The organism is Yimella sp. cx-51 (genome assembly GCF_017654605.1).
Classification (GTDB): Bacteria; Actinomycetota; Actinomycetes; order Actinomycetales; family Dermatophilaceae; genus Yimella.
Genome location: NZ_CP072113.1, coordinates 1,821,995 through 1,834,056, shown reverse-complemented (window position 1 = coordinate 1,834,056; position 12,062 = coordinate 1,821,995). Strand labels below are relative to the sequence as shown.

Sequence of the window (12,062 nt, the reverse complement as noted above, 5' to 3'; positions counted from 1 at the left end):
GGCGCCAGTCTGCCCCAGAGGGTCAGCCGATGGCAGAAAGGTTGCCGGTCAACGGAATTCCACTGCCGTCGCGGCGCGTGTCGGCCTCGGGCAGGTCGACCGCGACACCAGCAGACGTCGCGGCGCGCGGCGCCTTGCCGGCCCAGGCGAAGACCAGTTCGTCCTCGCCGCGCAGGAAACGCTGGCAGCGCACGCCACCTGTTGCGCGGCCCTTTCCCGGGTAGGCGGCGAACTCAGTCACCTTGATCGAGCCGCCGCCGGTGCCGGGAAGCGCACCGGAGGAGTCGGCGACGGTCACCACGACGGATTCGTCCGGCGCTGAGACAGCCCCGAACCAGATGGCTCGCGCGCCGGGGGAGAGCTTGATGCCGGCCATGCCGCCACCGGCCCGACCCTGCGGTCGGACGATCGATGCGGGGAAGTGCAGCAGATGAGCGGCGGACGTGATGAACGTGAGTTCGGCTGTGTCTGAATCGACGTGGGTGGCACCGACCACTTCGTCGCCGTCCTTGAGCGTGATGATCTCGAAGGAGTCCTTGTTCGGGTAGTCGGTGTTCACCCGTTTCACCACGCCCTGTGCGGTGCCGACCGCCAACCCCGGAGCGGTCGGGTCGAGGCTCATGAGCGTCAGCACCTTCTCGCCCGCTGGCAGATCGACGAACGCCGCGAGCGGTGCTCCACCAGAAAGGGCGGGCGCGTCGTTGGTCGGCACCAACGTGGGGAGATCGAGCGGCGTCAGACGGGCGACCCGACCCGAGGAGGTCACCACCCCGAACTCGCCCCGCACAGTGGTGCGTACTGCGCCGATGATCGCGTCGTGCTTCTTGCGAGAACCACTGTCGGGCAACGGTTCTGCGGTGGTCGTGCGCGCCAGCAATCCAGTGGACGACAGCAACACCCAGCACGGGTCGTCCGCGACTTCCAGCGGGGTGGAGGTGACCTTCGGAGCCCCGGACGCTTCGAGCAGCACCGTGCGGCGCGGGGTGCCGTGGGTCTTGGCGACGTCGGCGAGTTCGGTGGAGACCAGTTTGTGCAGCACCTTCTCGTCGGCCAGGATCGCCTCGAGTTCTTCGATCTCGCGGCGCAGCTCCTCGGCCTCCTTCTCCAGCTCGATACGGGAGAACTTCGTGAGCCGGCGCAGCTGGAGTTCGAGGATGTAGTTGGCCTGTGCCTCGGTCAGGTCGAAGATCTGCATGAGCCGTTCGCGGGCGATGCCGGCGTCGTCGGAGCTACGGATCACCTGGATCACTTCGTCGATGTCGACGATCGCGATCAACAGGCCGTCGACCAGGTGCAGGCGGTCCTTCTTCTGTCCCAGGCGGAACTGCGTGCGTCGGCGCACCACGTCGATGCGGAAATCGACGTAGACCTTCAGCAGTTCCTTCAGGCCCAGGGTGCGCGGCTGACCGTCGACGAGGGCGACATTGTTGATGCCGAACGACTCTTCCAGCGGGGTGAGCTTGTAGAGGGTCTCCAGGACCGCTTCGGGGTTGAAACCGTTCTTGATCTCGATGACCAGTTGCAGACCACTGCGCCGGTCGGAGAGGTCTTTGACGTCAGAGATGCCCTGCAGTTTCTTGGCCTGGTGCAGGTCCTTGATCTTCTCGATGACCTTCTCCGGCCCGACCAGATAGGGCAGTTCGGTGACGATCAGACCCTTCTTGCGCGGGGTGACGTTCTCGACGCGGACGGTCGCGCGCGTGCGGAACGAACCGCGTCCGGTGAGATAGGCGTCCCGGATGCCTTCCAGGCCGACGATCTGACCGCCCATCGGCAGGTCGGGGCCGGGCACGAACTTCATCAGGTCGTCCAGCGAGCAGTCGGGATTGGCGATGAGGTGGCGGGCTGCGCCGATGACCTCGACCAGGTTGTGCGGCGGCATGTTGGTGGCCATGCCGACGGCTATCCCGGCGGCGCCGTTGACCAACAGGTTGGGGAAGGCGGCCGGCAGCACGGACGGCTGCTGCTCCGACTCGTCGTAGTTGGGCACGTAGTCGACGGTGTTCTCGCGCAGCGAGGTGGTCATCAGCAACGCGGACGGAGCAAGGCGGGCCTCGGTGTAACGGGAAGCGGCTGGACCTTCGTCCAGCGAACCGAAGTTGCCGTGACCATCGACGAGCGGCAGGCGCATCGTCCACGACTGCGCCATGCGCACCAGGGCGTCGTAGATCGCGGTGTCGCCGTGCGGGTGGTACTTACCCATGACCTCGCCGACCACGCGCGAACACTTCACGTGGTTGCGGTCAGGACGCAGACCGAGCTCGTTCATCGAGTAGAGGATGCGGCGCTGCACCGGTTTCAAGCCGTCGCGGGCGTCAGGCAGCGCGCGGGAGTAGATGACCGAATAGGCGTACTCCAGGAACGCCGTCTGCATCTCGTCCTCGACATTGATGTCGACGATGTTCTCGACGAAGTCGGGTTCGAGTGGTTGGTCGTCCTTGCGGCGGCGGGCCATGGGTCTCCCTCGGTGATTCCGGACATGCCGGTCTGGTCATCTCGCGATGACAGACCGTCGCCCAGTTTCGGTCAGTGCGCTTGCCACTGCCGACACCGACACGCGTGTGCCGCGTGATTCAGGGCGGTTCAGCGCTTCGCGGCGCGCCAACCGGCGGCTTGCGCCTCGGATTCGGAGCAGAACATGCGCTCACCCTTGCTCGGGGTGATGACCGTCTTGTCGTAGGCCTGCTGTCCGGGGCGGTGATAGATCTTCTCGCCCTTGGAATTGATATTGCCCTTGATGTTGCAGGTGCCGGCCGGCGCCTGCGCCGCCGTGGTGGACGACGCGGACGGTGCCACCGCCAGAGGCGCGGTGGGCGTACTGCTCGTGGCCGGCGGGTTGAACGCCGACTCATAGGTGCACGCACCCCACAAACCAGCCCGCGCCGCCTGGGCACTCGACTGCGCAGCCCGGAACGTGCCCTGCTTGGCGTAGGCCGCGGCGTAGGTGTACTCCCGACCGAAGCCGCCGGCGATCATCTGCTGCGAGACATCACGACCGTCGGGGAGCAGGACGTAGCGCAGCAGTCGGCCGTAACGGTCCTTGTCACCCTGGGTGGCATCGGGCACCAGGTGCACCTGCTTGGACTGCACCAGACTCTGCATCTTGCTGCTGGCCTGCTTGCCGAAGCAGCCCTGCGAATAACCCGGCTTCACGGTTTCGGGTGTGTCGACGCCCAGCAGCCGTACGCCGACTCGGGTGCCGCCGATCCAGACCTTGATCGTGTCGCCGTCGACGATGCCGGCCACCTGGTGCAGCGCACCGGCCGTAGCCGCGACCTCGGGAGCGGCGCTTCGCGTGCTGCTCGTAGTCGGCGCCGTTGGCGCCGCGGACGTCGCCGAAGCAGGGGTCTCGGCGGCCGCAGCAGTGCTCGACTGCTCCGCAGCCGCCTCGACAGGTGTTGCTGCGGCCGTCGTCGTTGTGGACGTGGGCGAGACCACCGAGGCCACGTCACCGCCGGTCTGACAGCCGGCCAACAATCCGGCGCTGAGAGCGAGAACGGCAGCACTCATCGCAGGACGCAGGCGAGGGGTCATACCCTGCACTCTACGTTTCGGTACACCATTCAACGACCGGATTGCCGGAACTGGCCGCGTTGACTCAACCGGTCGAGGTGGACGCGTTCAGTTGGTCGCGCCAGGCCAGCCACGGTTTCACGACCTCGAGGTCGTAGTCCGGACCGCCGACACCCATCGTGAACAGGCGCGCGCCGAGGTCGTACAGCGGCGCGCCCTCGACCTCGGGGGCGTCCGGGGAGCGGCCCTCGCGACCCATGCCACCGACGCCCACCGAGACTTCGATCTCGCTCATGTCGCGGCCGACGACGTCGCAATGGCCTTGCAGCACAGTCAGTTTGTGCTTCAACACTTCCGGATCGGCGAAGGAGTGCCAGATGTCACCGTGCTTGGCGACCAGCTTCAGCGTCTTCTTCTCGCCGCCGCCGCCGATCAGCGTCGGGATCGTCCTGGTCGGGGCGGGGTTGAGCGCGGCGTAGCGGGCTTCGATGCGCGGCAGGGCCTCGGCGAGATCGTCCAGACGGCTGCCGGCGGTGCCGAACTCGTAGCCGTATTCGGTGTAGTCGCGCTCGAACCAGCCCGAGCCGATACCGAGGATCAGTCGCCCGTCACTGATGTGGTCGACGGTACGGGCCATGTCGGCGAGCAGGTCGGGGTTGCGATAGCTGTTGCACGACACCAGCGCACCGATCTGCACCCGGCTGGTCTGCTCGGCCCACGCCGCCAGCATCGTCCAACACTCGAAGTGGGCGCCGTCGGAGTCGCCGTACAACGGGAAGAAGTGGTCCCAGTTGAAGAGCACGTCCACCCCGAGGTCCTCGGCGCGACTCACCGCGTCGCGGATCTGCGGATAGGTGGCGTGCTGGGGGTGCAGTTGCACCCCGATACGAACCGGGCGGTCGACGGCAGCGGGTGTCATGGGCTCACCGTACGGGGTTCAGCCGCCCGCAACGAGGCCTACAGTGGCGCGCATGCATCCGCTCGTCCGACAGTTCCGCGACCGTGCTGCCGCCAATGTCGATCCGGCGTTCTGGGCCTACGTGACCCGCGGCATGGATGCTGGTGTCAGCGTCGGTGAGGCCCAATCAGCTTGGCAACACTACCGATTCAGTCCGCGTGTGCTGCGTGACGTGAGCACGGTCGACACCAGGGCCAGCATCTTCGGTGACTTCGCCTCACCGATTGGCGTCGCGCCAACTGCCTTCCACCGGCTCGCACACACCGATGGTGAGGTCGCGACCGCTACCGGTGCTTCCGCGGCCGGAGTGCCGCTGTGTCTGTCGAGCCGATCGACGTGTCGGATCGAGACTGTTGCGGCCGAGGTGAACGGCCCGTGGTGGTTGCAGATCTACGTCACCAAGGAGCGCGCCGTCACCGAGGCGATGGTGCGTCGCAGTGTCGCCGCTGGTGCCACGGCGCTCGTGCTCACCGCCGACACCCCGTACGTCGGGCACCGTGACATCGTCGGCTCGGGACGGCCGATCCAGTTGGACGACGATCTCGCGCTGGTCAACATGGGCGAGCACCTGTCGCCGGAACAGTTCGCCGACCCGTGGGCGCACGTCGACCAGGACCCCTCGATCGACCTCGACGCGATCGCGTGGTTGCACGACATCAGCGGGCTACCGGTGATCGTCAAAGGTGTGCTGCGGGCGGACGATTCCAACCGCTTCGTGGACGCCGGCGCGGCCGGTATCTGGGTGAGCAATCACGGTGGGCGCCAACTCGATCGGGCCGTCTCAACTGCTGATGTGCTGCCCGCCGTCGTTGCCGAGGTCGGTGACGCCGTGCCCGTGGTCGTCGACGGGGGAGTGCGCGATGGTTATGACGTGCTGACCGCGCTCGCTCTCGGAGCGAGCGCCGTTTTCGTCGGACGTCCGGCCATCTGGGCGCTTGTCGCAGACGGTGCTCACGGCGTCGAGACGGTGATGACCGCGCTCTGCGACGAACTGCGGCACCTCATGGGCCTGGCCGGGGTCACCGACCTGGCCCAGGTGCGATCAGCGGGACTGATCGCCCACTAGTCGGCCAGGTGCTTGCCCTTGGCTTCCAGTGCGCGGCGTGCCTCTGCCTCGACCTTCTCCAGATCGGCACCTGTCGATGCAGCGACGACGGCGATCACGAGCCCTTCGATGATCGGGGCGCCGGTGATCTTCACCCGCTGGGCCACGTCGGGCTCGAGGAATTCGAGTGCCATTTCGGCGCTGAGCACGGCGCTGCCGAGGTCGACGAAGACCAGGACGCCGTCACCGGAGTCGACCTGCTGGATCGCTTCGCTGACCGCGGCAGCATCGGTGCCGAGCGTGTTGTCGTCCAGACCGGCCGCCACAGCGATCTGCGGCGGGTGACCTGAGCCGAACACCCCTTCGGCGAGCCCGACGGCTGCGTGGGCGAGGGCGCGGCTGTGGGAGACGACGACGATTCCGATCATGCCTACCTTCCTACCAGGGTGCGTGCTGCAGATTCGATGAGCAGCGTCATGCTCGTCGCGCCCGGGTCTTGATGGTCGGCCGATCGGGCACCCAGATAGCTCGCGCGTCCCTTGCGGGCAACAAGCGGGGTGGCCTCGTCGCGTCCCTTGGCTGCGGCTTCCGCGGCGGCGGTCAACGCGGTGTCGAGCGAATCACCAGCGGCCTCGAAAGCATCGACCGCAGGCGCGAGCGCATCGATCATCGTCTTGTCGCCGGTCTCGGCCTTACCGCGTTGCTTCACGCCGTCGAGCCCGGCGCGCAGCGCCGCACCGACCCCGGCGGTGTCGCCCTCACCGATGGCGCCGGCAAAGCGCAGGAAGAAGGTGCCGTAGAGCGGCCCGGACGCGCCGCCGACGGTCGACACCAGCGTCATGCCTGCCTTCTTCAGGTACGCGGCGGCGTCGTCGAAGTCAGCGGTGTCGAGTGCGGCGACGGCCTTCATGCCACGGTCCATGTTGCTCCCGTGGTCGGCGTCCCCGATCTGCCGGTCGAGATCGGTCAGCAGGTCGGCGTTCTCGTGGATCTGTGCGGCGTAGTCGGCCAGCCATGCACCGGCGGAGTTGAGGTCGAGAGTCATGGTTCAGCACCCCCACCGCAGGCCGGGGGTGTTCACCGGGGCGTCCCAGAGCTTGAGCAGCTCGTCGTCGGCGCGCAGCATCGTCACCGAGCAGCCCGCCATCTCCAGCGAGGTGATGTAGTTGCCGACCAGGCATCGGGCCACCGAAATTCCTTGGGCCTCAAGAATTTTCGTCACCTCGCCGTACATCAGGTAGAGCTCGATGAGCGGGGTGCCGCCCATGCCGTTCATCATCACGATGGCGGGTGCGCCGGTGAAGTCGAAGTCGCTCAGGATCGGCTCGACCAGCTGCGCGGCGATCTCGCGCGCCGGGGCCAGCGGACGCTTCTCCCGGCCAGGTTCACCGTGGATGCCGATGCCCACTTCCATCTCGTCCTCGCCGAGTTCGAAGGTCGGTTTGCCGGCGGCCGGCACCGTGCAGGAGGTGAGGGCCATGCCCATCGAGCGCCCGTTGCCGTTCACCCGCTTCGCGATTTCCAGCACCGCGTCCAGGTCGCGTCCTTCCTCGGCCGCAGCACCCACCAGCTTCTCCAGCAGCACGGTGACACCGACTCCGCGGCGGCCCGCTGTGTAGAGCGAATCCTGCACTGCCACATCGTCATCAGTGACGATCGATTCGACGCGCACACCGGCGTCCTCGGCCGCCATTTCCGCAGCCATCTCGAAGTTCATGACATCGCCGGTGTAGTTCTTCACGATGTGCAGTACGCCGGCGCCGCCGTCGACCTCCTTGGTGGCCGCCATCATCTGGTCGGGCACCGGGGAGGTGAAGACCTCACCGCAGCAGGCCGCGTCGAGCATGCCTGGGCCGACGAATCCGCCGTGCATCGGCTCGTGGCCCGAGCCGCCGCCGGAGATCAGACCGACCTTTCCCTTCACCGGGGCATCGGCGCGGTAGATGACCTTCTGCTCGTGGTCGACCCGCAACCTGTCCGGGTGCGCAGCCTCGATACCTCGCAGCGCGTCCGCGACGACATCGGCCGGGTCGTTGATGAGCTTTTTCATGACTGCCTCCTGATGCGAAAGATCGTCCTGCGCCCTACTTTGTCAGCACATGGACGGTGTGTCAGCGGGTTGCGAGCTGTTACTTCCAGGGACTACCGAACCGGCCGTCGTGCACGACATCGCCGGTCGGCCGCCGGCGGCGTTTGAGGGTGCTGCCGGTGGGCGCGGTCGTGCGCGGGTACCCGAGCGCGACGACGCCGATCAGTGAGCGATCGCCCGGAATGCCGAATGCCTCGAGCACGCCGGAGCCCCGACCGGCCGGTACGCCGAAGAACAAACTTCCGAGGCCCTCGTCCACCGCCACGAGCAGCATGAGCATCGCAGCCATGCCGGTGTCGATGTCCCAGTAGGCGACCGGCCAGTGCGACTCGTCCATGTCCTGCCATGGCTTGTCGGGTTCGGCATAGCGACGCAGGTAGGTGTTCTTGTCACCACAACAAAGAATGAGCACTGGTGCCTGACGCAACCGTCGCAACCAGGCGTCGTCCTCGGAGTCGGGATCGGTGGTCACCGACCAGAAGAGTTCGCGGTCGTGCTGCTCACGCAGCACGACGAAGTCCCACCCCTGGCTGAATCCGGCGCTTGGTGCGCGTAGCGCGAGTTCGACGGCGGTGTCGACGATCTCGTGCGGCACCGGACGGTCGGGATCGAAGTCGCGGATCATCCTCCGCCGGCGAATCGCGTCCTGGAGTTCCATGCCTCAGCCCCGCAGGTCCGGGAAGTCGGCTTCCCAGAACTCCATGGCCGAGGCACGCGAGGTGTCGTCACCGCCGTCGCCGTGCGAGGTGGTCTCGCGCTGCCGTAGCTCGACCCGGCGGATCTTGCCCGAGATCGTCTTGGGGAGGTCGAAGAACTCCAGCCGGCGAATGCGCTTGTACGGCGCGAGGTGTTCGCGGGTGTAGGCGAGGATGTCGCGCGCCACTTCGGCTGAGGGCGAAACACCTTCGACGAGAACGACATAGGCCTTCGGCACCGACAAGCGCATCGGGTCGGGCGACGGGACGACCGCGGCTTCGGCGACGGAGGGGTGCTCGATGAGCACCGACTCCAGTTCGAAGGGGGAGATGCGGTAGTCGGAGGCCTTGAAGACGTCGTCTGCGCGGCCGACATAGGTGATGTAGCCGTCCGCGTCCTGGCTGGCGACGTCGCCGGTGTGATAGACGCCGTCGCGCATGGCTTCGGCGGTCTTCGCCTCATCGCCGTAGTAACCGACCATGAGCCCGGCGGGCCGACCAAGCGGGCCGTCGAGCAGTAGACAGACCTCGCCCTCCTCATCGGGTGCGTCGCGATGCTCCCCGGTGACCGGGTCGACCAGCGCCACCGAATAGCCGGGTAGCGGACGCCCCATCGAGCCGGGCTTGAGCGGCTGACCCGGCGTATTGGCGATCTGGGCAGTGGTCTCGGTCTGTCCGAAGCCGTCGCGGATCGTGAGGCCGAGCGCGGCGCGCACCTGCTCGATCACCTCGGGGTTGAGCGGTTCACCGGCGCCGACCATCTCGCGCAGGCTGAGCCGGTCACGCCACGCGGCCAGATCGGCCTGGATGAGCATGCGGTAGACGGTCGGGGGAGCACAGAAGGTGGTGGCTCGTTCCTCGGCGACCCAGCCGAGGAGTTCGGGAGCGTTGAAGCGCGGCTGGTTGACCACCAACACGGTCGCGGCCGCGTTCCAGGGCGCGAAGACATTGCTCCACGCGTGCTTGGCCCAACCCGGCGAACTGATGTTGAGGTGGATGTCGCCCGGCTGGAGGCCGATCCAGTACATCGTCGCCAGGTGGCCCACGGGGTAGGAGGTCTGCGTGTGCAGCACGAGCTTGGGGCGTGAGGTGGTGCCGGAGGTGAAGTAGAGCAGCATCGGATCGTCCGGTGCCGTCGTCACCGACGGGGCAGGTGTCTGCGAGTCGGCCGAGTCGGCGTAGTCGAGCCAACCGTCGACGGGTTCACCGACGGCGATCCGGGTGAAATCTCCCTCGACGGAGACGAAGGCGCCGGTGACGGACGAGGCAGCGATCACATGCTTGACCTCACCGCGCTGCACCCGATCTCGAAGATCAGCGGAGGTCAGCAGCATCGTCGCGGGAATGGTGACGGCGCCGAGACGGATGCCGGCCAGCATGCTTTCCCAGAGTTCCACCTGGTTGCCGAGCATGAGCAGCACCCGATCGCCCTGCCGCACACCTGCTTCGGCCAGCCACCCGGCCAGCTGCTGCGAACGGCGGGAGAGCTGCGCGAAGGTGTATTCGTCGCGACTGTCGACCGAGCGGATCACCAGCGCGCCCCGATCGGCGTGTTGTGGGTCGGCCGCGATCACATCGAACCAGTCGGTGGCCCAGTTGAACGTCTCGAACTGCGGTGTCTGCCAGGCGTCCGCGGCCGCTGCCGGGTCGTCGCGCAACTCCAGCAGTGAGTTGCGCAAACGCGCGAAGAGCGTGCTGGGACGGGCACTAGGCTCTGTGATCGACATGAAATCGACAGTAGCGAGATCACCGCGCTGTTGAGTGCCAACCGGACCATTGCGAGCGTCGTCCCGTTGAACATGACAGCTGGGACGCTCGCGCGGCCCGCACCCAGGGTCTCGGCAGCGGAGAGGACACCCATGGTGGCGGTCGCCAGTTCGACCGAGGCAGCCGTCCGTGAGGTGTACGACGCCCACTTCGGTCGTTTGGTCGGTTGGGCCACTGCGTTGCTGTCCGATCGCGACCTGGCCCATGACGTGGCCACGGACGCCTTCATCAAGCTGATCAACCACTGGGACACCGTCATCGACCCGCGGGCGTGGCTCTACACCGCCGCTGCCAACCAGATCCGCGATCACTGGCGAAAGCGCGGACGCGAGTCGATCGCTTACAACCGGTTCACCGGTGGTGCTCCTGTCGGTGAGGACTCCGCAGTCCCCGAGCCCGACACTGCCGAACGCCTCACGGTGCGCCAAGCCGTGGAATCGTTGCCGGAGCGGTATCGCATGACCGTGCTCTTGCATTACTACGCGGATCTGTCCGTGGCCCAGGTGGCCCGCAGCATCGGCAAATCAGAAGGAGCTGTCAAACGTGACCTCTTCGACGCCCGCACGTTGTTGCGCGCACAGTTGGGAGGCACCCGATGAACGACGACCCGGTCGACGACTTTTTCGCCTCCCATCGCGACCGCATCGAATCCGCGCCGGCTGACGACCTCACCTGGCAGGGCATCCTGCGTGATACCCGGCAGAGCCCGAGTCGAGCGAAGCATCGCGCCTGGGTGAGCGTCACCTCCGCCGCCGTGGCAGCGGTACTGGCGTTGTTCGCAGTGTGGACCTGGCAGCGTGAACCGCTGGTGCGTGACGACATCCGGACGGGCCAGCAGGTGGAGCAGACGACCGCACCGACCGATGGAGCACTGGATGCGACCGAGGACGCAGCGGCTCCGCAGCAACCCACAGACGTTCCCGCGACGTTCCGCACCTGGTCGGTCAGCAATGCCGGTAGCGGCACCATCTACAACCTCGGGTCGACCGAGTGCGGGTCGGACATCTGCCCGACGCTCCTGCGTTCCACCGCCGACGGCGGATCGTGGACGGCGGTGCACACCTTCGCCAGCACCGACACCTCCAGCGCCACCGGCGCGGACGTCCCGATGATCCAGCCCGACCGCGCGCTGAGCCAGGTGCGCTTCCTGAACCCTCAGGTGGGCTATGTCTACGGCGGGGACCTGTGGGTCACCACCGACCGCGGGGCCAGCTTCTCGCGGGTCAACCACCCGGGCCAGACGGTGCTCGACCTGGAGATCTGGCAGGGTCAGATCTATCTGCTCACCGCCGACGGCTGTGTGCAGGGACGCTGCGCCGGGCCGGTGTACGTCGCCTCCAGCAACCGCGACAGCGTGCGCAGCTTCACCACCCTCGACTCCGCAGCCATCGGCGGCACGATCGACGACGCGTCCATCGTGGTCAAGGGCAACACCATCGTCGTGCAGACCGGCAAGGACGGCGCGCCGCAGCAACAGCCGTGGCGGGTGGTGTCCGATCGCCTGGAGCCGATGGCCGGCCAGCGGGTCTGCGGCCCGAGCCCGCTGGAGGCGGTCACCGTCACCGCGAGCACCGATGCGCAGTTGTTCGCGCTGTGCCGATCGGGCACGGACGGCGGCTTCCGGGTGCTCAACAGCAAGGACGACGGCGCCACCTGGACAGTCGTGTCGGAGAACTCGCTGCGCCTTCCCAACATCGGCCAGTTGAATCTGGCTGCGGCTGATCCCAAGCATCTGGTCGTCACCGTCGGTGGGCCACGAGGCGGCAACTCCGCCACCGGCATCCAGGCCAACCAGGCGCTCCAGGTGTCGGCCGACGGCGGCGCGACCTGGTCGGTGGTCAAGCCGCCGGAGCCTGCCCCGGTCAACGGCTTCGACTGGTGCGCAAGCCCCGGCGGAGCGGAGTTCTACGCGGTGGCGCGCACCACTCCGGGCTATTGGTCCAGCAGCGATTTCGGCAAGAACTGGAAGGTCGTTGTCCCTACGTCGTGACATGC

The 12,062-nt window shown here is 67.0% G+C and carries 11 protein-coding genes; 3 read left to right on the top strand and 8 right to left on the bottom strand.

Annotated elements, in window-relative coordinates; all coding sequences use genetic code 11:
• Positions 1 to 22 precede the first annotated feature (22 nt).
• The 3 genes from J5M86_RS08730 to J5M86_RS08720 form a co-directional block, all read right to left on the bottom strand.
• Complete coding sequence (locus J5M86_RS08730) at positions 23 to 2,455, bottom strand: DNA topoisomerase (ATP-hydrolyzing) subunit A (protein ID WP_188061005.1); 2,433 nt, start codon at positions 2,453 to 2,455, stop codon at positions 23 to 25.
• Between the two features lie 128 nt (positions 2,456 to 2,583).
• Positions 2,584 to 3,534: a thermonuclease family protein gene (locus tag J5M86_RS08725; protein ID WP_244328288.1), complete on the bottom strand. Its 951-nt coding sequence runs from the start codon at positions 3,532 to 3,534 to the stop codon at positions 2,584 to 2,586.
• 64 nt (positions 3,535 to 3,598) lie between these two features.
• Entirely contained in the window at positions 3,599 to 4,432 is an 834-nt protein-coding gene (locus J5M86_RS08720; protein ID WP_188061006.1) for an LLM class F420-dependent oxidoreductase, read from the bottom strand.
• A gap of 52 nt (positions 4,433 to 4,484) precedes the next feature.
• Here J5M86_RS08720 and J5M86_RS08715 point away from each other — a divergent pair, with 52 nt between their 5' ends.
• Entirely contained in the window at positions 4,485 to 5,537 is a 1,053-nt protein-coding gene (locus J5M86_RS08715; protein WP_188061007.1) for an alpha-hydroxy-acid oxidizing protein, read from the top strand.
• Here the strand turns inward: J5M86_RS08715 and dhaM are convergent.
• From dhaM to J5M86_RS08690, 5 genes are all read right to left on the bottom strand, one after another.
• Complete coding sequence (dhaM, locus tag J5M86_RS08710; protein ID WP_188061008.1) at positions 5,534 to 5,944, bottom strand: dihydroxyacetone kinase phosphoryl donor subunit DhaM; 411 nt, start codon at positions 5,942 to 5,944, stop codon at positions 5,534 to 5,536. The genes J5M86_RS08715 and dhaM overlap by 4 nt on opposite strands.
• Before the next feature lie 2 nt (positions 5,945 to 5,946).
• Positions 5,947 to 6,561, bottom strand: a complete 615-nt coding sequence (gene dhaL, locus J5M86_RS08705) for a dihydroxyacetone kinase subunit DhaL (protein WP_188061009.1) — start codon at positions 6,559 to 6,561, stop codon at positions 5,947 to 5,949.
• Positions 6,562 to 6,564: 3 nt separating this feature from the next.
• Positions 6,565 to 7,566: a dihydroxyacetone kinase subunit DhaK gene (dhaK, locus tag J5M86_RS08700; protein WP_188061010.1), complete on the bottom strand. Its 1,002-nt coding sequence runs from the start codon at positions 7,564 to 7,566 to the stop codon at positions 6,565 to 6,567.
• A gap of 79 nt (positions 7,567 to 7,645) precedes the next feature.
• On the bottom strand, positions 7,646 to 8,263 hold the full coding sequence (locus tag J5M86_RS08695; protein ID WP_188061011.1) for a nitroreductase family protein: 618 nt from the start codon (positions 8,261 to 8,263) through the stop codon (positions 7,646 to 7,648).
• A 3-nt stretch (positions 8,264 to 8,266) separates the two neighbouring features.
• The gene (locus tag J5M86_RS08690) at positions 8,267 to 10,027 is read right to left on the bottom strand and encodes an AMP-binding protein (protein WP_188061012.1); all 1,761 of its coding nucleotides are present in this window, start codon (positions 10,025 to 10,027) and stop codon (positions 8,267 to 8,269) included.
• Between the two features lie 132 nt (positions 10,028 to 10,159).
• Here J5M86_RS08690 and J5M86_RS08685 point away from each other — a divergent pair, with 132 nt between their 5' ends.
• Both J5M86_RS08685 and J5M86_RS08680 read left to right on the top strand, forming a co-directional pair.
• On the top strand, positions 10,160 to 10,666 hold the full coding sequence (locus J5M86_RS08685; RefSeq protein ID WP_188061013.1) for an RNA polymerase sigma factor: 507 nt from the start codon (positions 10,160 to 10,162) through the stop codon (positions 10,664 to 10,666).
• Positions 10,663 to 12,057, top strand: coding sequence for a hypothetical protein (locus J5M86_RS08680; RefSeq protein ID WP_188061014.1), 1,395 nt, complete (start codon positions 10,663 to 10,665; stop codon positions 12,055 to 12,057). The genes J5M86_RS08685 and J5M86_RS08680 overlap by 4 nt, the downstream gene beginning before the upstream one ends.
• Positions 12,058 to 12,062 lie beyond the last annotated feature (5 nt).

Coding starts and splice junctions, on each gene's coding strand:
- J5M86_RS08730 (WP_188061005.1), bottom strand. CDS start 2,455: ATGGCCCGCCGCCGCAAGGACGACCAACCACTCGAACCCGACTTCGTC.
- J5M86_RS08725 (WP_244328288.1), bottom strand. CDS start 3,534: ATGACCCCTCGCCTGCGTCCTGCGATGAGTGCTGCCGTTCTCGCTCTC.
- J5M86_RS08720 (WP_188061006.1), bottom strand. CDS start 4,432: ATGACACCCGCTGCCGTCGACCGCCCGGTTCGTATCGGGGTGCAACTG.
- J5M86_RS08715 (WP_188061007.1), top strand. CDS start 4,485: ATGCATCCGCTCGTCCGACAGTTCCGCGACCGTGCTGCCGCCAATGTC.
- dhaM (WP_188061008.1), bottom strand. CDS start 5,944: ATGATCGGAATCGTCGTCGTCTCCCACAGCCGCGCCCTCGCCCACGCA.
- dhaL (WP_188061009.1), bottom strand. CDS start 6,561: ATGACTCTCGACCTCAACTCCGCCGGTGCATGGCTGGCCGACTACGCC.
- dhaK (WP_188061010.1), bottom strand. CDS start 7,566: ATGAAAAAGCTCATCAACGACCCGGCCGATGTCGTCGCGGACGCGCTG.
- J5M86_RS08695 (WP_188061011.1), bottom strand. CDS start 8,263: ATGGAACTCCAGGACGCGATTCGCCGGCGGAGGATGATCCGCGACTTC.
- J5M86_RS08690 (WP_188061012.1), bottom strand. CDS start 10,027: ATGTCGATCACAGAGCCTAGTGCCCGTCCCAGCACGCTCTTCGCGCGT.
- J5M86_RS08685 (WP_188061013.1), top strand. CDS start 10,160: ATGGTGGCGGTCGCCAGTTCGACCGAGGCAGCCGTCCGTGAGGTGTAC.
- J5M86_RS08680 (WP_188061014.1), top strand. CDS start 10,663: ATGAACGACGACCCGGTCGACGACTTTTTCGCCTCCCATCGCGACCGC.